19 protein-coding genes are annotated in these 20,878 nt (G+C 73.1%); 14 read left to right on the top strand and 5 right to left on the bottom strand.

Features of this window, described 5'->3' with window-relative positions:
* The 5 genes from BU197_RS05050 to BU197_RS05030 all read left to right on the top strand — a co-directional run.
* Positions 1 to 910: pseudouridine synthase (locus tag BU197_RS05050; RefSeq protein ID WP_188266977.1), on the top strand; the 910-nt coding region annotated here is incomplete at its 5' end.
* A gap of 554 nt (positions 911 to 1,464) precedes the next feature.
* Positions 1,465 to 2,118, top strand: a complete 654-nt coding sequence (pnuC, locus tag BU197_RS05045) for a nicotinamide riboside transporter PnuC (RefSeq protein ID WP_188266976.1) — start codon at positions 1,465 to 1,467, stop codon at positions 2,116 to 2,118.
* Positions 2,115 to 3,194, top strand: a complete 1,080-nt coding sequence (locus tag BU197_RS05040; protein ID WP_188266975.1) for an AAA family ATPase — start codon at positions 2,115 to 2,117, stop codon at positions 3,192 to 3,194. The genes pnuC and BU197_RS05040 overlap by 4 nt, the downstream gene beginning before the upstream one ends.
* Positions 3,191 to 3,928 carry an NUDIX hydrolase gene (locus tag BU197_RS05035; protein ID WP_188266974.1) on the top strand — a complete coding sequence of 246 codons (738 nt, stop codon included), beginning with the start codon at positions 3,191 to 3,193 and terminating at the stop codon, positions 3,926 to 3,928. The genes BU197_RS05040 and BU197_RS05035 overlap by 4 nt, the downstream gene beginning before the upstream one ends.
* Entirely contained in the window at positions 3,925 to 4,950 is a 1,026-nt protein-coding gene (locus BU197_RS05030; protein WP_188266973.1) for an ADP-ribosylglycohydrolase family protein, read from the top strand. Before BU197_RS05035 ends, BU197_RS05030 begins: the two co-directional genes overlap by 4 nt.
* 17 nt (positions 4,951 to 4,967) lie before the next feature.
* On the opposite strand, the gene BU197_RS05025 is transcribed toward BU197_RS05030, so the two are convergent.
* Positions 4,968 to 5,657 (bottom strand): DNA polymerase beta superfamily protein, encoded by a 690-nt coding sequence (locus BU197_RS05025; RefSeq protein WP_188266972.1) that lies wholly within the window; start codon positions 5,655 to 5,657, stop codon positions 4,968 to 4,970.
* Between the two features lie 10 nt (positions 5,658 to 5,667).
* On the bottom strand, positions 5,668 to 6,174 hold the full coding sequence (locus BU197_RS05020; protein WP_188266971.1) for a Rieske (2Fe-2S) protein: 507 nt from the start codon (positions 6,172 to 6,174) through the stop codon (positions 5,668 to 5,670).
* Between the two features lie 291 nt (positions 6,175 to 6,465).
* Here BU197_RS05020 and aroH point away from each other — a divergent pair, with 291 nt between their 5' ends.
* The 5 genes from aroH (at position 6,466) to der (ending at position 11,104) form a co-directional block, all read left to right on the top strand.
* Entirely contained in the window at positions 6,466 to 6,828 is a 363-nt protein-coding gene (aroH, locus tag BU197_RS05015; protein ID WP_188266970.1) for a chorismate mutase, read from the top strand.
* Positions 6,825 to 7,913, top strand: a complete 1,089-nt coding sequence (locus BU197_RS05010) for a prephenate dehydrogenase (protein ID WP_188266969.1) — start codon at positions 6,825 to 6,827, stop codon at positions 7,911 to 7,913. The genes aroH and BU197_RS05010 overlap by 4 nt, the downstream gene beginning before the upstream one ends.
* 332 nt (positions 7,914 to 8,245) lie before the next feature.
* The gene (cmk, locus tag BU197_RS05005; protein WP_188266968.1) at positions 8,246 to 8,944 is read left to right on the top strand and encodes a (d)CMP kinase; all 699 of its coding nucleotides are present in this window, start codon (positions 8,246 to 8,248) and stop codon (positions 8,942 to 8,944) included.
* Positions 8,945 to 8,997: 53 nt separating this feature from the next.
* Complete coding sequence (locus tag BU197_RS05000; protein ID WP_188266980.1) at positions 8,998 to 9,585, top strand: lysophospholipid acyltransferase family protein; 588 nt, start codon at positions 8,998 to 9,000, stop codon at positions 9,583 to 9,585.
* A 70-nt stretch (positions 9,586 to 9,655) separates the two neighbouring features.
* Positions 9,656 to 11,104 carry a ribosome biogenesis GTPase Der gene (gene der, locus BU197_RS04995; protein ID WP_188266967.1) on the top strand — a complete coding sequence of 483 codons (1,449 nt, stop codon included), beginning with the start codon at positions 9,656 to 9,658 and terminating at the stop codon, positions 11,102 to 11,104.
* A gap of 994 nt (positions 11,105 to 12,098) precedes the next feature.
* On the opposite strand, the gene BU197_RS04990 is transcribed toward der, so the two are convergent.
* Positions 12,099 to 12,881 (bottom strand): hypothetical protein, encoded by a 783-nt coding sequence (locus tag BU197_RS04990; protein WP_188266966.1) that lies wholly within the window; start codon positions 12,879 to 12,881, stop codon positions 12,099 to 12,101.
* Positions 12,882 to 13,085: 204 nt separating this feature from the next.
* Here BU197_RS04990 and BU197_RS04985 point away from each other — a divergent pair, with 204 nt between their 5' ends.
* Together BU197_RS04985 and BU197_RS04980 are read left to right on the top strand one after the other, a co-directional pair.
* Positions 13,086 to 13,682 carry a transglycosylase family protein gene (locus tag BU197_RS04985; RefSeq protein ID WP_188266965.1) on the top strand — a complete coding sequence of 199 codons (597 nt, stop codon included), beginning with the start codon at positions 13,086 to 13,088 and terminating at the stop codon, positions 13,680 to 13,682.
* A gap of 133 nt (positions 13,683 to 13,815) precedes the next feature.
* Complete coding sequence (locus BU197_RS04980) at positions 13,816 to 15,090, top strand: glycosyltransferase family 4 protein (RefSeq protein WP_188266964.1); 1,275 nt, start codon at positions 13,816 to 13,818, stop codon at positions 15,088 to 15,090.
* A gap of 228 nt (positions 15,091 to 15,318) precedes the next feature.
* Here the strand turns inward: BU197_RS04980 and ctaD are convergent, their stop codons facing one another.
* On the bottom strand, positions 15,319 to 17,016 hold the full coding sequence (gene ctaD / locus BU197_RS04975; protein WP_188266963.1) for a cytochrome c oxidase subunit I: 1,698 nt from the start codon (positions 17,014 to 17,016) through the stop codon (positions 15,319 to 15,321).
* Between the two features lie 309 nt (positions 17,017 to 17,325).
* Between ctaD and BU197_RS04970 the strand changes: the two genes are divergently transcribed.
* Positions 17,326 to 17,541 carry an I78 family peptidase inhibitor gene (locus tag BU197_RS04970; protein ID WP_188266962.1) on the top strand — a complete coding sequence of 72 codons (216 nt, stop codon included), beginning with the start codon at positions 17,326 to 17,328 and terminating at the stop codon, positions 17,539 to 17,541.
* A 91-nt stretch (positions 17,542 to 17,632) separates the two neighbouring features.
* Here the strand turns inward: BU197_RS04970 and BU197_RS04965 are convergent, their stop codons facing one another.
* Positions 17,633 to 18,517: a phosphatase PAP2 family protein gene (locus BU197_RS04965; RefSeq protein ID WP_188266961.1), complete on the bottom strand. Its 885-nt coding sequence runs from the start codon at positions 18,515 to 18,517 to the stop codon at positions 17,633 to 17,635.
* Positions 18,518 to 18,922: 405 nt separating this feature from the next.
* Between BU197_RS04965 and BU197_RS04960 the strand changes: the two genes are divergently transcribed.
* Positions 18,923 to 20,866, top strand: a complete 1,944-nt coding sequence (locus tag BU197_RS04960) for an MFS transporter (RefSeq protein ID WP_223182585.1) — start codon at positions 18,923 to 18,925, stop codon at positions 20,864 to 20,866.
* Positions 20,867 to 20,878 lie beyond the last annotated feature (12 nt).

Below are 20,878 nucleotides of genomic sequence, written 5' to 3'. Positions count from 1 at the left end.
GGCCCGCGGCGGCGCCAAGGGCGGCCCCAAGGCCCCCCAGGGCGGCGTGCCCCGCCGGGGCCCGCACGGGCAGCGGCAGGCTCCGGCCCGCTCGCGCGAGCTGGACGCCCGGATCGAGCAGCGCAACCGGGAGCGGTACGAGGGCCGCCCGGAGATCAAGACCCCCAAGACCTTCCCCGGCGCCGAGCAGGAGGGCGAGCGGCTCCAGAAGGTCCTCGCCCGTGCCGGCATGGGCTCGCGACGCGCCTGCGAGGAGCTGATCGAGCAGGCCCGTGTCGAGGTCAACGGCGAGATCGTCCTCGAACAGGGCAAGCGCGTCGACCCGGAGAAGGACGAGATCAAGGTGGACGGCCTGACCGTCGCCACCCAGTCGCACCTGTTCTTCGCGCTGAACAAGCCCGCCGGTGTCGTCTCCACCATGGAGGACCCGGACGGCCGTCAGTGCCTCGGCGACTACGTCACCAACCGCGAGACCCGGCTCTTCCACGTCGGCCGTCTCGACACGGAGACCGAGGGCATCATCCTGCTCACCAACCACGGCGAGCTGGCCCACCGCCTCACGCACCCGAAGTACGGCGTGAAGAAGACCTACCTGGCCGCCATCACCGGCCCGCTGCCCCGCGAGGTCGGCCGCAGGCTCAAGGACGGCATCGAGCTGGAGGACGGCTACGCGCGCGCCGACCACTTCCGGGTCGTCGAGCAGACCGGAAAGAACTACCTGGTCGAGGTCACCCTGCACGAGGGCCGCAAGCACATCGTGCGCCGCATGCTGGCCGAGGCGGGCTTCCCCGTCGACAAGCTGGTCCGCACGGCCTTCGGCCCGATCGCCCTGGGCGACCAGAAGTCGGGCTGGCTGCGCCGCCTGACCAACACGGAGGTCGGCATGCTGATGAAGGAAGTCGGCATGTAAGGCCCCACGGCCGTACGGACGAGCCTTCCCGGCGGTCCCCGGTCTCCCCGGCCGTCACGAGTCCCCACGGGGCTCGTGACGGCCGGCGGGGGCCGTGCCCCTGGCGGAGGCCGTGCCCCTGGCGGAGGCCGTGCCCCTGGCGGGGGCCGTGCCCCTGGCGGAGGCGCGTCTCCGCCGGAGTCACGTCCCCCACGGGGCTCGTGACTCCGGCCGGAGCCCGTGCCCACGACGAAGCCCGTGACCCCGGTGGTCACGGGCTTCGTCGCGTCCCGGGGCGGGGGTCCGCCCCGCCCCGAGACGGGCGGGGCCCACTCTGAGACGGGCGGGGCCCGCCTCCGCCCCACTCCGAGACGGGGCGGGATCTGCCTCGGCCTCCGCCCCAAGGTGACGGGATCCGCCTCCGCCTCCGCCCCAAGGCGGCGGGATCCGCCTCCGCCCCGTCCCCGTCCCCGCCCCCGGACGGGCGGGATCCGCCCCGTCTTCCCGCACCCCCGGAACCCTTGTGGCCACCCCTCCCCGCCTTTATAGTCATCTTGACTCTTAAGGAGGCGGGCGTGAGCCTCGCACAGATACTGGACCCCCTGCGGACACCGCTCTTCACCGTCCTGGACACCCCGGTCGCCTGGACCGAGGTGCTCGGCTTCGGCAGCGGCGCCCTCTGCGTCCTGCTCGTCGCCCGGCAGCACCTCGCCAACTGGCCCGTCGGCATCGCCAACAACCTCTTCTTCGTCCTGCTCTTCGCCCAGAGCGGGCTCTACGCCGACGCCGGCCTCCAGTTCGTCTTCATCGCCCTCGCCGCCTACGGCTGGTGGACCTGGACCCACGGGGGCGGACCGGGATCCGGCACCCTCCCGGTGCGCCGCACCACCCGCGCCGAGTGGACCTGGCTGCTCACGGCGGGGGCGGCGGGGACCCTCGCCCTCACCCTGCTGCTCGACCACGCCACCGACTCCACCGTCCCCTTCTGGGACGCCCTCACCACCGCGCTCTCCCTCATGGCCACCTACGGCCAGTGCCGCAAGCGCCTGGAGTCCTGGTGGCTCTGGATCGCCGCCGACCTCGTCTACGTACCGCTCTACGCCCACAAGGGCCTGTACCTGACCTCGCTGCTCTACGTCGGCTTCCTGGCGCTCTGCGCGTCCGGGCTGCGCGGCTGGACCAGGGACCTCGCCGCCCGGCGGCCCGTCCCGGCGGGAGCGGTCGCGTGAAGCGCTACGGACACGGTCTGGTGCTCGGCAAGTTCTATCCGCCGCACGCGGGCCACCACCACCTCGTCGAGACCGCCCTCGGACAGTGCGAACGCCTCACCGTCCTCGTCTGCGCCTCCTCCGTCGAATCCGTCCCCCTCGACGAACGCGTCGCCTGGATGCGCGAGACCCACCCCGACGCCCTCGTCGTCGGCGCCGTCGACGACACCCCCGTCGACGTCCACGACCCCGCCGTCTGGGACGCCCACATGGCCGTCTTCCGCGCCGCCGTCCCCGAACGCGTCGACGCCGTCTTCACCTCCGAGGGCTACGGCGAGGAACTGGGCCGCCGCTTCGGCGCCGTATCCGTCCTCGTCGACCCCGAGCGCCTCCGCCACCCCGTCTCCGGCACCGCCGTCCGCGCCGACCCCGTCGGCTGCTGGGAACACCTCGCCCCACCGGTCCGCGCCGCCCTCACCCGGCGGGTCGTCGTCCTCGGCGCCGAGTCCACCGGCACCACCACCATGGCCCTCGCCCTCGCCGACCACTACCGGCGGCGCGGCGGCGTCTGGGCCCGCACCCGCTGCGTACCCGAGTACGGCCGCGAGTACAGCGCGCTCAAACTCGCCGAACTCCGCGCCGAGCACCCCGGCGCCAAGTGGCCCGACGTCTCCTTCCACTCCGCCGACTTCCCCGTCATCGCCCAGCGCCAGGCCGAACTGGAGGAGGAGGCCGCCCGCGACGGCTCACCCGTCCTCTTCTGCGACACCGACGCCTTCGCCACCACCATCTGGCACGAGCGGTACATGGGCACCGCGAGCCCCGCCACCGGCGAGATCGCCGCCCGGGGCCGAGGCCACCTCTGGCTGCTCACCGACCACCGGGGCGTCCCCTTCGAGGACGACGGGCTCCGCGACGGCGAGCACCTGCGGCCCTGGATGACCGCCCGCTTCCTCGCCCGGCTCACCCGTACCGGCCGCCGCACGGTCGTCCTCGGCGGACCGCACGAGGAACGGCTCACCGCCGCCGTCGCCGCCGTGGACGCCCTCGTCGCCGAAGGCTGGGGCTTCACCGACCCGCTTCCGGAGCGCCGATGACCGGACACCGCACGCCCGAGGGATACGACCCGCGCTCCTTCGAGCCCTTCGCCGTCACCGTCGACCTCGCCGTCCTCACCCTGCGCGGCGACCGCCTCCACGTCCTGCTCGTCGAGCGCGGCGAGGAACCGTACGCCGGAGCCTGGGCCCTGCCCGGCGGCTTCCTGCTGCCCCGCGAGTCCGCCGAGACGGCCGCCCGCCGCGAACTCGCCGAGGAGACCGGCCTCTCCGAGACCTCCGTCGCCGGACTCCACCTCGAACAGCTCCGCACCTACAGCGCACCGGACCGCGACCCGAGGATGCGGGTCGTCTCCGTCGCCTTCACCGCCCTCGTCCCCGACCCGCCGGAACCGCGCGGCGGCGGCGACGCGGCCCAGGCCCGCTGGATGCCGTACGACACGGCGAGCGGCCTCGCCTTCGACCACGACCGGATCCTCGCCGACGCCCACGAACGGGTCGGCGCCCGCCTTGAGTACACCTGCCTCGCGACCGCCTTCTGCCCGCCCGAATTCACCCTCGGCGAGCTGCGGCAGGTCTACGAGACGGTCTGGGGCGTCCCGCTCGACCGCCCCAACTTCCGGCGCAAGGTCCTCGCCACCCCCGGCTTCGTCCAGGCCGTCGAAGGACCACCGCGCCTCACCGGCGGCCGGGGCAAACCCGCCGCCCTCTACCGCGCGGGCGGGGCCACCACCCTCCACCCGCCCCTGCTGCGACCGGAAGGACACCCCTCGTGACCCCCAAGCACCCCAAGCGCGCCGCGACCGGAGCCCTGCTCGGAGGGGCCCTCGGCGACGCGCTCGGCTTCCCCACCGAGTTCAAGGACGTGCCGTCGATCCTCTCCTCGTACGGTCCCTGGCGGGAGATGCCACTGCCGCTCGCCCGGGGCACCGCGTACGTCACCGACGACACCCAGATGACCCTCGCCTTCGCCCGGGGCATCAGAACCGCGACGGACCGGGGCCCGCTCGCCCCGGAGCGGCTCGTCGGACCCCTGCGGCAGGAGTACGTCGACTGGTACCGCTCGCCCGAGAACAACCGCGCCCCCGGGAACACCTGCCTGGCCGCCTGCCAGGCCCTGATGACCGACGCCCTGTGGCAGGACGCCTCCCGGATCCACTCCAAGGGCTGCGGCGCCAACATGAGGGTCGCCCCCGTCGGCCTCGTCCCCGGGCTCGACGACGAGCAGCGGGCGGGCGCCGCCCAGCTCCAGTCGGCCCTGACCCACGGCCACCCCACCGCGCTCGCCGCCTCCGACCTCACCGCCCACGCCGTCCACCTGCTCGCCCGGGGCACCGACCCCGCGGGCCTCGTCGGCAGGCTGCGCTCGTACGCGTACGAGAACCGCTCCGTCTACCGGGAACGGTGGCTCGGCGACCTGTGGACCCGCTCCCAGGACGCCGACGCCCTCTCCTTCATCCGGCGAGGCTGGGACGAGTGCCTGGCGGTCCTGGAGCGCCTGGACGCCGTCCAGCGCACGGCCGAACCCGAGCTGGACCCCTGCACGTACACCGGAGACGGCTGGATCGCCGAGGAAGCCCTCGCCACCGGGCTCCTCTGCTTCCTGCTCTTCCCCGGCGAACCCCTCACCGCCCTGCGCCGCGCCGCCTGCACCCGGGGCGACTCCGACTCGATCGCCGCCCTCGCGGGCACCTTCGCCGGGGCCCACCTCGGCGCCGACGCCTGGCCGGGGGAGTGGGCCGAGCGCGTCGAGTACCGGGGCGAGCTGCTGGCCTTCGGGGCGCTCTGGGACGCGTGAGGCGCCGGAGGGAGGTGTCAGGGGGTGGCGAGGGCCGAGGCGCGGCGGGCGCGGACCAGGAAGTCCTCGACCCGCGCCCGGTCCGGGGACTCCGGCAGCGGGCTCGTGTCCTGGGCGCGTTCGGCCTCGTCCCTGAGCCGGTTCATCCGGCGCTCCGCCTCCGGCCAGGACACCTCGCCCCGCTTGACCGCGAGCAGCCCCGCCCGCTCCTCGCCGACGTCGATCCGCAGCTCCCCGCTGCGCAGCAGGTCCCGGCAGCTCCCCAGGAGCCGCAGCAGATGCATGACGTGCTTCCAGCGGGGCTGCCCGTACTGGCGCAGGTCCGCCTCCAGCTTGCGGCGCTGGCCGTCGGCGTACCGGACGAAGGTGGCGTGGGCCTGCCGGGAGAGGAAGGCGCCGCGCAGCGAGAGCAGCTCCCGGCCCAGGTCGTCGACCCGCTCGACGAGGGGGGAGTGGAGGCACTCCAGGACGTTCGGGTTGTTGCGCAGGGCCAGCTCGCAGAAGCGTTCCAGCTCCCAGCTGAACTGCTCGTCGGCGGGCCCTTCCACATGCGCCGGAGGCTTGTCGAAGCGCCAGAACAGCGCGGTCGGGGCCCGGTAGACGCCCCGGAGGTCCGTATCGCTGTCCTCGGTCGCGAGTCCGAACGCGCGGGAACCCATCACACAGGAGTAGACCGTGTGATCGCGCACCAGCTCTTCCGGGGTCATGCCGGTCAGGCTACGCCAGCGTGATCGTGTCCCCCGAGACGGTGATCCGCTCCGGGGGCAGCGGGCGCGGCGCGGGACCCGCCGCCACCGTGCCGTCCGCGATCCGGTATTTGGAGCCGTGGCACGGGCAGTCGATCGTGCCGTCCGCGACCTTGTCCACCGTGCAGCCCTGATGGGTGCAGATCGCCGAGAACGCCTTGAACTCCCCGGCCTTCGGCTGGGTGACCACCACCTTCGCCTTGGTGATGACCTTGCCGCCGCCGACCGGGATCTCCGAGGTGCTCGCCAGCCGCTCGCCGGGCGAGACCGGGGGAGTGGCGGGGGTGGTGCCGCCCGCCTCCGGAGACTTCGGGGACGCGGGGGTCTCCGGGGTCCTCGGCGTACCGGGGGCCGTACCGGTGATCTCCGGCGTGGCGGTGGACATGCCGCCGTCGCCCCCGTCGTCCGAGCCGCAGCCCGTCGTCAGCGCGGCGGCGGTGAACAGGACGGTACGGCGCGTCGTGGCGCGAGAGGTCATACGGCCAGCTTGGCGCCCGGCCCCCGCCGGAGGCGGCGACACGCCCGCGCCCGCGACGCCGGGTCCCCCACCTGGCCGCACGCGCCCCGAAGGGCGGACACCGTGCGGGCACAGGGCGGACGCAGGGCCGATACCGGGCCGTGCGTGTCACGGAACGCGCGCGCCGGACCGTACGCGTCCCGGAAGACGCGGACCAGGCCGTACGCGTCTCGGAAGGCGGGCGCCGCGACGCCCCGCCCCCGTCCCTGACTAGGCTGATCCGAGCAACGACGCAGGCGTGAGGAGCAGGACGTGGCGGTACGAGCGGTCCGAGGAGCCGTCCAGCTGGAGCGGGACGAGGCCGGGCACATGGGCGAACAGGTGCGGGAGCTGCTCACCGCCGTCCTCGACCGCAACGGGCTCACCGCCGACGACCTCATCAGCATCTGGTTCACCGCCACGCCCGATCTGCACAGCGACTTCCCCGCCGCCGCCGTGCGGCACCACGGGATCGCCGACGTCCCGCTGCTCTGCGCACGGGAACTCGACGTCGAAGGCGCGATGCCGAGGGTCGTCCGCCTCCTCGCCCATGTCGAGACCGACCTCCCCAAGACCCGGATCGCGCACGTCTACCTCGGCGCCGCGGCCGCCCTGCGCAAGGACATCGCCCCGTGAGAACAGCGCTCGTCATCGGCACCGGACTGATCGGCACCTCCGCCGCGCTCGCCCTCGCGGGCCGGGGCGTCACCGTCCACCTCCGCGACCACGACCCGGCCCGCGCCCGCACCGCCGCCGCGCTCGGCGCGGGCACCGACGCCGCCCCCGAGGGCCCGGTCGACCTCGTCGTCGTCGCCGTTCCCCCCGCCCATGTGGCCGACACTCTCGCCGAGGCCATGACCGCCAGGCTCGCCCGCGGCTACCTGGACGTCGCCAGCGTCAAGGGCGGCCCCCAGCGCGAGCTGGCCGCCCGGGGCCTCGACCTCACCCCGTACATCGGCACCCACCCCATGGCGGGCAAGGAGCGCTCCGGGCCCCTCGCGGGCACCGCCGACCTCTTCGAGGGCCGCCCCTGGGTCCTCACCCCCACCCGGGCCACCGACACCGAGGTCCTCAACCTCGCCCTGGAGCTGGTCGCCCTCTGCCGGGCCGTGCCCGTCGTCATGGAAGCCGACGCCCACGACCGGGCGGTCGCCCTGGTCTCCCACACCCCGCAGCTGGTCTCCTCCCTGGTCGCCGCGCGCCTGGAGGACGCCGAGGAGTCGGCCGTACGCCTCTGCGGGCAGGGCATCCGCGACGTCACCCGCATCGCCGCGTCCGACCCGCGCATGTGGATCGACATCCTCTCCGCCAATCCCGGTCCCGTCGCCGACGTCCTCTCCGGCGTCGCCGCCGACCTCGACGAGACGGTCCGCGCCCTGCGCTCCCTCCAGTCCGCCGACGAGGAGGAGCGCAAGGGAGGCGTCTCGGGCGTCGAGGACGTGCTGCGCCGGGGCAACGCCGGACGCGCCCGCGTCCCCGGCAAGCACGGCGCGGCCCCCACCGCCTACGAGACCGTCGCCGTCCTCATCAGCGACCAGCCCGGCGAACTCGCCCGCATCTTCGCCGACGCGGGCCGCGCCGGAGTCAACGTCGAGGACGTCCGCATCGAACACGCCACCGGCCAGCAGGCCGGCCTCGTCCAGCTCATGGTGGAACCCTCGGCTGCCCCGACCCTGGCCAAGGCCCTCCAGGAACGGGGATGGGGACTGCGGGCGGGGTGAGGACGACGGCGGGGGTACGGGTCCGGACCCCCGGCCCCGCCGGGCGGGCCCGCGCGGACCCTTGTGGGACCGGGTGGGGCCTGTGGACTGGGCGGGCCCTTGTGGGACCGGGCAGGCCCTGAGGACCGGCGGGGCCCCGCAGGCCGGCCGGGGACCCCGGCCGTCAGGCCCCCCCGCCCGCCCTGACGTGGCCCGGACCCGGCCCTGACGTGGCCTGGGTCCCCGCCTCGACGTGGCCTGGGCCGAACGGGTGCGTGGGACTCGGTAACCTTGTGGGGGTCCCCCGCAACTCCGCCGGGCCCCGCCGCTCATCCCAGGAAGGTGTTCCCACCGTGGAATCCGTGATCGTCGCCATCGACGGGCCCTCCGGCACGGGCAAGTCCAGCACCTCGAAGGCGGTCGCCGCCAAGCTGGGGCTGAGCTACCTCGACACCGGCGCGCAGTACCGGGCGATCACCTGGTGGATGATCAGCAACGGCGTCGACGTGAACGACGCGGACGCCGTCGCCAACGCCGCGGCCAAGCCCGTCATCGTCTCCGGCACCGACCCGGCCCGTCCCACCATCACCGTGGACGGCGCCGACGCCTCCGGTCCCATCCGGACCGAGGAGGTCACCTCCAACGTCAGCGCCGTCAGCGCCGTCCCCGAGGTGCGCACCCTCATCACCGAGCTTCAGCGGTCCATCGCCCGGGGCGCCGAGCACGGCATCGTCGTCGAGGGCCGGGACATCGGCATCACCGTCCTGCCCGACGCCGATCTGAAGATCTTCCTCACCGCCTCGCCCGAGGCCCGCGCCGCCCGCCGCTCCGGCGAGCTGAAGGGCGTCGACGTCCACGCGACGAAGGAAGCCCTGATCAAGCGGGACACGGCCGACTCCAGCCGTAAGACCTCCCCGCTGGCCAAGGCCGGCGACGCCGTCGAGATCGACACCACCGAACTCACCCTCGACCAGGTCATCGAGTGCGTCGTCACCCTGGTGGACGAGCGGCGCGCGGCCACCGGCGCGGAGAAGGGGACGGCCGCCCAGTGACCCTGCCCTCCGAGAAGGGCGCCGCCGTCGGCCGACGCATCGGCATCGGTCTGATGTACGGCCTGTGGAAGCCGCGCGTCCTCGGCGCCTGGCGGGTGCCGGCCGCCGGTCCCGTCATCCTCGCCGTCAACCACGCGCACAACATCGACGGCCCCATGCTCATGGGCACCGCCCCGCGACCCGTGCACTTCCTCATCAAGAAGGAAGCGTTCGTCGGCCCGCTCGGTGGCTTCCTCGAAGGCATCGGGCAGGTCAAGGTGGACCGCCACGGCACCGACCGCACCGCGATAGGCAACGCCCTGGGCGTCCTGGAGCAGGGCGGCGTCCTCGGGATCTTCCCCGAGGGCACCCGGGGCGAGGGCGACTTCGCGTCGCTCCGCGCGGGCCTCGCCTACTTCGCCGTCCGCAGCGGCGCACCGATCGTCCCGGTGGCGGTGCTGGGCAGCACCGAGCGCAGGGGCCGCCTGGTCAAGGCGCTGCCGCCGCTGCGCGGCCGGGTCGACGTCGTCTTCGGCGACGCCTTCGAAGCGGGCGACGGCTCCGGCCGCCGCACCCGCAAGGCGCTGGACGAGGCCACCGTACGCATCCAGGGGAAGCTCACCGACCACCTGGAAAACGCCAGGCGCCTCACCGGGCGCTGAGCGACACTCCCAGTAGTGGGCCCCGCGGCCCGGGGACCCACCGACCACGAATGATCAAGGAACGGACTTCATGAACGACCAGCACGACCACGGGGCACTTGGCGACGCCGAGTACGCGGAGTTCATGGAGCTCGCCTCCGAAGAGGGCTTCGACGCCGAAGAGGTCGAGGGCGCGATCGAGGAGGCCGGGCACGGCCCGCTCCCCGTCCTCGCCGTCGTCGGCCGGCCGAACGTCGGCAAGTCGACCCTGGTGAACCGGATCATCGGCCGCCGCGAGGCCGTCGTCGAGGACAAGCCGGGCGTCACCCGCGACCGCGTCACCTACGAGGCCGAATGGGCCGGGCGCCGCTTCAAGGTCGTCGACACCGGCGGCTGGGAGCAGGACGTCCTCGGCATCGACGCCTCCGTCGCCATCCAGGCGGAGTACGCCATCGAGGCCGCCGACGCCTGTCTCTTCGTCGTGGACGCCACCGTCGGCGCCACCGACACCGACGAGGCCGTCGTCAAGCTGCTCCGCCGCGCCGGGAAGCCGGTCGTCCTCGCCGCCAACAAGGTCGACGGACAGTCCGGCGAGGCCGACGCGGCGATGCTCTGGTCCCTGGGCCTCGGCGAGCCGTTCCCGGTCTCCTCGCTGCACGGCCGGGGCACCGGCGACCTCCTCGACGAGGTCCTGAAGGTCCTCCCCGAGGCCCCCGAGCAGCGCTTCGGCAACGTGGTCGGCGGCCCCCGCCGCATCGCCCTCATCGGCCGCCCGAACGTCGGCAAGTCCTCCCTGCTCAACAAGGTGGCGGGCGAGGACCGCGTCGTCGTCAACGAGCTGGCGGGCACCACCCGCGACCCGGTCGACGAGCTGATCGAGCTCGGCGGCGTGACGTGGAAGTTCGTCGACACGGCGGGCATCCGCAAGAAGGTCCACCTCCAGGAGGGCGCGGACTACTACGCCTCCCTGCGCACCGCCGCCGCCGTGGAGAAGGCGGAGGTGGCCGTCATCCTCATCGACACCAGCGACAGCATCTCGGTGCAGGACCAGCGCATCATCACGATGGCGGTCGAGTCGGGCCGCGCCATCGTCATCGCCTACAACAAGTGGGACGAGCTGGACGAGGAGCGCCGCTACTACCTGGAGCGCGAGATCGAGACGGAGATGCAGCAGGTCTCCTGGGCGCCCCGGGTCAACGTCTCCGCCAAGACCGGCCGGCACATGGACAAGCTGGTCCCGGCCATCGAGACCGCGCTCGCGGGCTGGGAGACCCGGGTCCCCACCGGCCGGCTCAACGCTTTCCTCGGCGAGATCGTCGCGGCCCACCCGCACCCGATCCGCGGCGGCAAGCAGCCCCGTATCCTCTTCGGCACCCAGGCGGGCACCAAGCCGCCCCGTTTCGTCCTCTTCGCCTCCGGCTTCCTTGAGGCGGGCTACCGCCGCTTCATCGAGCGCCGTCTCCGCGAGGAGTTCGGCTTCGAGGGCACCCCGATCCACATCTCGGTCCGGGTCCGCGAGAAGCGCGGCCGCAAGAAGTAGCACCCGGAGACGGGATATGGCCGGGGGCCCGGTGGCAGGGCCACCTGCGTGGAGGGCTGCCGCACGGGCGGCGGCGCCTGCCACGCCGGGGGGTGCGCCGCCGCGTACCGGTGTACGGGACCGGTTCCGTACAGACCCGTGCTCAGGGCCGTACCGAAGGCCCGGAAGGCCAGTTCCTCCTCGCCGGAGCGGTCGCCCGGCAGGGTGCGGAACGCCCTGCGGTACTCCGCGCACAGGGCTTCGTAGATCGGCGTGGGCGAGGCGCCCGCCGGGGTTTCCCGGGCGGGACGCATCCCAGGGATCGGAGTCGGAGTCGGATACGGGGGACGGAACGGGTCGTATGAGTGCACATAGGAGCCAACGACCCGGTCGTCCGTCGGATGCGGGCGGCCCCGCGTGAGCGAGGTCCGCTGGGGGAGCGAGGCGCGCTGGGGGACGGAAGTCCGCTGGGGGAGCGAGGTCCGTTGAGGGAGCGAGGTCCGCTGGGGCAGAGAGGTCCGCTGGGGTAGCGGACGGGGCCCTGCCCCGTCTCCTGTCCCCGCCGCCGGTCCCGCGGGCCCCATGGACCCTGCTGCTCCGACGGGCCCCACTGGTCCTGCCGGTCCCGCAGATCCCATGGGCCCCACTTGGCCCACCGGCCCCACAGACCCCGCCGGTCTCATGGGCCCTGCGGAGCCCACCGGTGCCGCGAATTCTGCCGGTCCCACAGGCCCCGCCGATCCCGCCGGTCCCATGGGCGGCCCTGCGGACCCCACTGGTCCCGCGGATCTCGCTGGCCCCACAGGCACCCATGGCCCCGCCGGTCTCATGGGCCCTGCGGAGCCCACCGGTGCCGCGAATCCTGCCGACCCCACAGGCCCCGCCGACCCCACAGACCCCGCGAATCCCATGGGCCCCATCGGTCCCACCGACCTCACCGGTCCTCCCGTCGGCACGGCCCCCGGGGCCGTGCCGGTGCCTCCCGTCCGGACCGGGGCGGGGCGGCCGACCTCCATCAGGTACCGGCCAGCGGCATCGCGGCGGCGACCAGGCGTCCGTTCGCCGCGGCTTTCTCCAGCGCGTCGCGGAGCAGGTCCTCGCGCGGCTGCTGGCCGATCGAGCCGACCTGGGCGGCGAAGACCAGCACCGTGCGCGACTTGTTGGCCGCCGCGCGCCAGCCCTCGGTGACCTGGAGCGGCTGGTGCGCCTGCCACCAGGCGGCCTGTCCGCCGCCGCCGGGGCCCGGCTGGAGCACGGAGTGCAGCTGGCCCATGGCGACCAGGACCGACCAGCCCGGCAGCACCGAGGGCGGCGCGGAGAGATCCGGGACCGGCCGGAAGCCCTGCTCGGTCAGGAGGGTGAGGAACTCGTCGGTGAGACCGTCCGAACCCGGCCGGGCGACCGGGGCGGTCGGCTCCACGACCAGGGCCGGGTGCAGCTCGCCGTCGATCAGGACGAGACCGCTCGTCACTCCGAGCACGGCCTGCTCCGGGTGGGAGGTGGTCAGCTCGCTCACGGCGTCCGCCGCCGTGATGGAGGCGACCGCGCCCTGAAGCTGCTCCTCGGCCACCCGGACGACCTGGGAGGGGATGCAGCTGGCGTGGGCGAAGGCGAGGACCGCGGTCTCGTCGCCGACGAACAGGACCGTGCTGGTGCGCTCCTGCTCGGAATCGCCCGGCGTGCGGCAGGAGGTGCAGTCGTAGCTGCCCGGGGCGTTGTCACCGGCGAGGAGCCGGTCCGCTTCTTCGTCGCCGATCTCGGCGCGTACGTCCTCGCTGACGTCGAGCATGCGCGGCACGGGGGGCTCCCTGGGACTCGGTACGGGGGGACGGCCGGGCCGTTCCCGGGCGCCTCATGCAGAGTTCAACGGGCCAGGCTCGGCCGGGGTCACGCGTGGAAGCCGGGCAACTTGCGCCGGGTGGGCGACTCCGACCGGGTGGGGCGGCCGGGTCCTCCGCGCGGCACGGGCCGGACGCCCCGGGTGCCCGCCTAGCCTGCCCCGGTGTCGACGATCCGACGGCGGACGGCCGGTTCCCTCACGGCGACGTCCCTGGCCGCCCTGCTGGCCCTGGTCCTGGCCCCGGCGCCCACCCTGGCCGCGACCACCGCCGCGCCCGCGCTTGCCCGGGGGCCCGGCCAGGGCGGGATCCCCGCCGCTCCCGCGCCCCCTCCGTACTCCTGCGCGGCCGACCAGTGGCCCTGGGGGTGCGTCGCGGGCTGCGAGTCCGGTGGCCGCTGGCATCTGAACAGCGGCAACGGGCTCTACGGCGGACTACAGTTCCGGCACGCCACCTGGGTCGGGCACGGCGGCCGGACGTTCGCCCGCCGCGCCGATCTGGCGACCCGCCCGCAGCAGATCACCGTCGCCGAGGAGGTGCTGCGCACCCAGGGCTGGGGTGCCTGGCCGGCCTGTTCGAGGCGGTACGGGCTGAGCGGACGGGTCCACACCGTGCGGAGCGGCGACACCCTCGGCTCGATCGCCCGGCGGTTCCGGATCAAGGGCGGCTGGCAGGCCCTGTACCGGGCGAACCGGGATCTGATCGGCCCCGACCCCGATCTGATCGACGTCGGGACCATGCTGCGGATCGACCGTATCTGACGCATCGTCAGTGACCTTGTGCGGGGCGTCGGATGGCGGCCCCGGCGCCCCCGTACCCCGGCCCCGAGGGCCGCTCCCGACCGGCAGTACAGTCGGGCGACCGATCAACTGACCGGGGGGAACCGGCAGCGCGATGCGTATTTCCTTTCTGCTCCACAACGCCTATCACTACGGCGGCACGATCCGGACCACCTTCACCCTCGCCGAGGAACTGGCCGGGCGACACGAGGTCGAGATCGTCTCCGTCTTCCGCCACCGGGACCGGCCACTCCTGGGACTGCCCTCGGGGGTGACCCTGCGCCACCTCGTCGACCTGCGGAAGGACAGCCCCGGGTACGACGGCGACCACCCCGGCTTCCACCGCCCCGCCGAGGTCTTCCCGCGCGGCGACGGACGCTGGAAGCAGTACAGCGCGCTCACCGACGCCCGGATCGGCGAGCATCTGCGCGGGGTGGAGGCCGACGTCCTGGTCTCCACCCGCCCCGGGCTCAATGTGCACCTCGCCCGGCAGGCCCGGCGGGGGCCGGTCCTCGTCGGGCAGGAACACCTCATCCTCGAAGGTCACGGCTACCGGCTGCGCAGGGACATCGGCCACGAGTACCGGCTCCTCGACGCCGTCACCACCGTCACCGAGGCGGACGCCCGCGCCTACCGGCGGCTCGGGCTGCCCGGCGTACGGATCGAGGCCGTGCCCAACAGTGTGCCCGCGCCCTCGGTGGGACCGGCCGACCCGGCGGCGAAGACCGTCGTCGCGGCCGGCCGGCTGACCCGGGTCAAGCGGTACGACCTGCTGATCGACGCCTTCGCCGAGGTCGCGGCCGACCACCCCGACTGGAAGCTGCGGATCTACGGCACCGGGGACGCCGTCCAGGACCTCAAGGCGCCGCTGGCCCGGCAGATCGAGAGCCTGGGGCTCGGCGGGCGGGCCTTCCTGATGGGCTCGGTGAGCCCGCTGGAGCCGGAGCTGGTCAAGGGCTCGATCGCGGCGGTGACCTCCCGGCGCGAGTCCTTCGGCATGACCATCGTCGAGGCGATGCGCTGCGGACTGCCGGTCGTCTCCACCGACTGCCCGCACGGGCCGCGCGAGATCATCGAGGACGGCGCCGACGGCTTCCTGGTGCCGGTCGACGACACCGCCGCCTTCGCGCGGGCGCTGCGCGGGCTCGTCGAGGACGAGGAACTGCGCGCCAAGACCGGCCGTGCGGCGCTGGCCGCCGCCGAGCGCTTCGACCCCGCCCGGATCGCCGCCCGGCACGAGGCCCTGTGGACGGAACTGGTCGAACGGGGCGCGAGCCGACGCGTCCACCCCCGGGCCCGGACCGTGCTCCACCGGGAGACCGGCCGGGCCGTCGACGCCGTCTACACCCTGAAGGCGAAGGCCGGACGACTGGTCCGCCGCTTCCGCTGACGGCGCGCTGTGTGGGGAGGGTCTGTGCCTTCCCTGGCGGGTGCGGCCGGTTTGCCGCCTCGGGTTGATGGTGCGGTGGGGAGTGTCCGGTGTCTCCCTTGAAGGGTGCGGCCGGTCCGTAGCCCCGGTGGACGTCACGGCGCGGGCGGTCCGCCGCCTCCATCGGCTACCCGGTCCACGCGCGAGCCGGTACTGGCGGCAGCTACCGGCTGGGCGCGCTCAAATCCTTCACCGTGCCGAACCGCGCACCGGGGAACTCCTGAGCCGCGCCCGCTCGTAGGAGGCGAACTCCGGGTGGTGCAGGTCGAAGGCGGGCGACTCGGAGCGGATCCGGGGCACCGCGTCGAAGTTGTGCCGGGGCGGCGGGCAGGAGGTCGCCCACTCCAGGGAGCGGCCGAAGCCCCAGGGGTCGTCGACCTCGACCTTCGCCCCGTACCGCCAGGTTCTCCAGACGTTGTAGAGGAACGGCAGGGTGGAGGCGCCGAGGAGGAAGGCGCCGATCGTGGAGGCGGTGTTGAGGGCGGTGAAGCCGTCGGCGTCCAGGTAGTCGGCGTACCGGCGCGGCATGCCTTCCGCGCCGAGCCAGTGCTGCACCAGGAAGGTCAGGTGGAAGCCGGTGAAGAGGGTCCAGAAGTGGATCTTCCCGAGCCGTTCGTCCAGTATCCGCCCGGTGAACTTGGGCCACCAGAAGGAGAAGCCCGCGAAGGTCGCGAAGACGACCGTGCCGAAGACCGTGTAGTGGAAGTGGGCCACCACGAAGTACGAGTCGGTGACGTGCAGGTCCATCGGCGGCGAGGCGAGGATCACCCCGGTGAGCCCGCCGAAGAGGAAGGAGACCAGGAAGCCGACGCACCAGAGCATCGGGGTCTCGAAGGAGAGCGAGCCGCGCAGCATGGTGCCGGTCCAGTTGAAGAACTTCACCCCGGTGGGGACGGCGATGAGGAAGGAGAGCAGCGAGAAGAACGGCAGCAGCACCGCGCCCGTCGCGAACATGTGGTGCGCCCAGACGACCACGGAGAGACCGGTGATCGCCATGGTGGCGCCGACCAGCGTCACGTATCCGAAGATCGGCTTGCGGGCGAAGACCGGGATGATCTCGCTGACGATGCCGAAGAAGGGCAGCGCGATGATGTAGACCTCGGGGTGGCCGAAGAACCAGAAGAGGTGCTGCCAGAGCAGCGCGCCGCCGTTGCCGGGGGCGAAGACCAGGGCGCCGAGGCGCCGGTCCGCCTCCAGGACGAGCAGGGTCGCCGCGAGCACCGGGAAGGCCAGAAGCACCAGGATCGTGGTGAAGAGCACGTTCCAGGTGAAGATCGGCATCCGGAACATGGTCATGCCGGGTGCCCGCATCCCGATGATCGTCGTCAGGAAGTTCACCGAGGTCAGGATCGTGCCGAAGCCCGAGAGGGCGAGACCGGTGATCCACAGGTCGGCGCCGACGCCGGGGGAGTGTTCGAGGCTGTCGAGCGGGGCGTACGCGGTCCAGCCGAAGGCGGGCGGACCGGTCGGCAGCAGCAGCGAGCCGACCACGATGAGCCCGCCGAAGAGGAACAGCCAGTACGAGAGCATGTTGAGCCGGGGGAAGGCCACGTCGGGCGCCCCGATCTGGAGCGGCACCAGTTCGTTGGCGAAGCCGGCGAAGGTGGGGGTGGCGAAGAGCAGCAGCATGATCGTGCCGTGCAGGGTGAAGGCTTCGTTGTACTCCTGGTTCGTGACCAGCTGGAGTCCGGGGCGGGCCAGCTCGGCCCGCATCAGCATCGCCATGGCCCCCGCGAGCAGGAAGAAGAGAAACGAGGTGGCCAGATAGAGATGGCCGATCTTCTTGTGGTCGGTGGTGCTGAGCCAGTCGATCAGGATCCGGCCATGGCGCTGCCGGGGGGATTCGGTGGTCGCGGGCGCGGTCGCGGCCATTGTCGGATCACCCATCGCTGCCTCCGCGTCGCCGTGGTCCCGGCTCCGCGTCCCGGGCGTTCGGTCAGCGTAAGCATTCTGTAAGGAAATCGTGAGCGGCTCGCGGGCGCGTCGCCGGTGCAATTCGGGACGGGCGGAGCGGGAACGGTGAATTGCGCGCGTTCCGGTACGCCTTGTGGAAGTGTTCGTACGAACTGGTGGGCGGTCTCCCGAATTACCGGGGAAACGGCTGGAAACAGTCCTTCCCGATGACCGGGGAAGTATCAAACATATGTCGGTGACTTGTGACACAAGCGTGACCGCCGAGGTACTAACGTGAGGGGTATGGCACCCATACCGCACCCTCCCCGACAGCCCGGAGACGCCCCCGAGTCCTATGTGGGGCTCGATGCCGAACGTGCCGAGCGGCTCGCCAGGACCCGTGGCTGGACCACTGTCAGGTCCCTGCCGCCCGGCTCCGTCGTCACCATGGAGTACCTGCGCGGACGCCTCAACTTCGAGGTCGAGCACGGCACCGTCACCCGCTGCTGGGCCGGCTGACCGCCCGCCCGCGCGCACGGAAGGCCCGCCTCGCGCAGACGGAAGGGCCCCGGCCGATCGTCGGCCGGGGCCCTTCCGTACAGCGGGCGCGTCAGCCCCGGGCGACCGGGGCCCGACGTGCGCCGGGCATTCCCACCGGCTCCCGGACCGGCTCGTCGGAGCCCTGCGCGCGCGGCGGGAAGAACCCGGGGCGCGGCCCGCCGGAGGCCACCGGCAGCGAGGGCACCAGGCGCCGCCGCTCCCGCAGCCGCTCCCGGACCCGGTCGCGACCGGCCAGGATCCACGCCTCCGCCACCGCGATCACCGGCTCGCACCAGGGCAGTGCGAGCAGCACGAGCAGTCCGGCGGCCCAGCCGAGCAGGACGTCGCTCAGCCAGTGGGTGCCCAGGTAGACGGTGGTCAGGCCGACGCCGAGGGCGACCACGGCGGAGAGCGCCGACAGATAGCGCCTGGCCCGGGGGGTGGTGGCCAGATAGGCGAGGATGCCCCAGGTCACGACCGCGTTGGCGGTGTGACCCGAGGGGAATATGTCGCCGCCGGCGAACAGCTCGGCGGAGCCGATCTGTGTCGCGTAGTGGGGGCCGAGACGGCCGAGCCCGAGTTTGACCGCTCCCACCGAGACGTTGAGCAGCAGCAGGGCGGCGCCGAGGCAGAGCAGCGGACGCAGCGTGTGCTGGCGCCAGGAGCGCCAGCCCAGCCAGGCCGCCACCATCACGGCCGTGGGGCCGCGCTGGCCGAGGACCACGTAGTAGTCCAGGAAGGCGTGCAGCTCGGGCCACTGCTGATAGGGCCGGAAGAGCATGATCTTCCAGTCCAGGGTCACCAGCCAGGTCGACAGCAGCACGGCCACGACGATGGCGAGATAGAACGCAGACGTCCCGCCGAAGAGGGCGAGACGCGTGGGGGTCATCCGCGGGACCTCTATCTTCGGCGGTTCCGGCTCCCGGTCCAGCCGGGCAAAGATGTCGGTACGCACCCAATCGACGTTACAGGGAGTGAGAACCCGACCCGGTCGATCCGCTCCCTTCGTGATGTTGATGTGATGTGGAGTGGGTCTCATCGGGCGTCCTATTACCGGAGACCGTCGGGAAATCTGATGACCTTCCGGCTTATTGCCGGAGGACTGATTCCGGAAGGGTGTTTGATGCCCCGGAATTCTCTTCAAACGTGTGTGCGGGAGGAATTCCACCCGCCGCGCGGGCGGGCCCGAGTGGCGTACACCACACCCCCGGCCCCGTCGGGGTGAGAGCTGCACCACGCGCTCGACGCTTGAACTCGCGTACGCTGACGGCTCACTCGCCCGTCGATGCCGGGCCGCCCCAGGGAGATACGCCCTGGTCAGGACCCGCCGAGCGCGAGGGCTTCACTGGGAGGTACGTACATGACGCGGACGAACACGGCCCCGGCGCGACCTCGTGCCGTCGCCGACGGCGGCGCCAACCGCTGGCTTGTTCTCGTCGTCCTCTGTGTCAGCCTCCTCCTGGTCGCCCTCGACGCGACCATCCTCCACGTCGCCGTCCCCTCGCTCACCGAGGACCTGCGCCCCAGCTCCACCGCGCTGCTCTGGATCGTCGACGCCTACCCGCTGATCTGCGCCTCGCTCCTGATCCTCTTCGGCACCCTCGGGGACCGGGTCGGGCGGCGCAGGATCCTGCTCCTCGGCTACGGGCTCTTCGGCATCGCCTCCGCGGTCGCCGCGCTCGCCACCGAACCAGGGGTCCTCATCGCCGCCCGCGCCCTGCTCGGCGTCGGCGGCGCCATGATCATGCCGGCCACCCTCTCCCTCCTGCGGGCGGTCTTCCCTGACCGGCGCGAGCGGGCCACCGCCATCGGCGTCTGGACCGCCGTCGCCGCGATCGGCGCCGCCGCGGGACCGGTCCTCGGCGGCTTCCTCGTCGAGCACTACTGGTGGGGCTCCGTCTTCCTCATCAACATCCCGCTGATGGCCCTGATCCTGCCGCTCGGCCGCCGCCTCCTGCCCGAGTCCAAGGGCTCGGCCGACGGGCCCTGGGACGTCCTCGGCGCCCTCATGGCCGCCGCCGGCGTCCTCGGCTGCGTCCTCGGGATCAAGCGGGTGGGCGCGGGCGATCCCGTCCTCGCCCTCGCGACCGCGGGGCCGCTGCTGCTCGGCGCCGCCCTCCTGGTCCTCTTCGTCCGGCGGCAGCGGCGGCGCCCGCACCCGCTGATCGACATGCGCCTCTTCTCCCGGGCCGCCTTCACCACCTCCGTCGGCTGCATCGTGCTCGCCATGCTGGCCCTCGTCGGTCTGGAACTCATCGCCGTCCAGTACCTCCAGCTGGTCCTGGGGCTCAGCCCCCTGGAGACCGGGCTGCGGCTGCTCCCGCTCACCTTCGCCGCCATGGCGGCGGGCGCCACCGGCTCGTACACCCTGCGCCGGATCGGACCGCGCCGGATGGTCGGCTGGGGCTTCGTCCTCACCGCCTGCGCCGTGCTGCTGCTCACCCTCATGGGGGAGCACGACCGGCCGGCGCTGCTCACGGTCGGCTTCGTGCTGCTGGGCTTCGGCCTCCAGACCACCCTCTTCTCGGCGTACGAGTCGATGCTCAGCGAGGCTCCGCAGCGGAGCGCGGGCGGGGCCGCCGCGATCGGCGAGACCTCCTATCAGCTGGGTGCGGGCATGGGTATCGCCCTGCTCGGCAGTGTGATGAACGCGGCGTACGCCCCCGGGCTCGCGGCGGTCCCCGGGGTCCCGGCGGGGGTGAGCCGGGACGCGGCGAACTCGCTCGGCGAGGCCTATCAGGTCGCCGCCCAGCTCGGCGGCACGGCGGGCGAGGCGCTGCACCGGGCGGCCCGGCACGCCTTCGTGAACGGCCTGCACGTCACGCTCTTCGTGAGCGCGGGGCTGCTCTTCCTGGGGGCGCTGATGGCGCTGCGGCTGCCCCGGGTGATGGAGTGCCCGGCCGATCCGGAACTCGACGAGGACGCGTGGCAGGAGGAGCCGCAGCGGGCGCCCGAGACGGGAGCAGGCGGTGCGAAGGGTGCCGCCGGGGCCTTCGGGGCTGCCGAGACCGTGGGGGCTTTCGATACGCGGGGGAGCACTGGGGCGGAAGGTGCCGCCGATGCGAACGGTGCCGCCGGTACGAAGGTGACTGCCGGTACCGCCGATGTGCCGGGCGCTTCCGGTGCTGTCGATGTACGGGGTGCTGCCGGTGTCGACGGGGCCGCCGGTGCGGATGAGACAGAAGGGGCCGCTGGTGTCTCCGCGGCTGCCGGTGTCGCCGGTCCCCTCGGGGTGGCCGCGCCGCGGGTGCCCGCGGCCCGGGAAGCGATCGAGCCCGCCGGCTCGGGGCGTCCGGGGCACTGACCCCGGTCTCCC

It is taken from the genome of Streptomyces sp. CBMA291 (assembly GCF_014596525.1).
Classification (GTDB): domain Bacteria; phylum Actinomycetota; class Actinomycetes; order Streptomycetales; family Streptomycetaceae; genus Streptomyces.
This window is presented reverse-complemented; position numbering and strand designations above follow the sequence as displayed.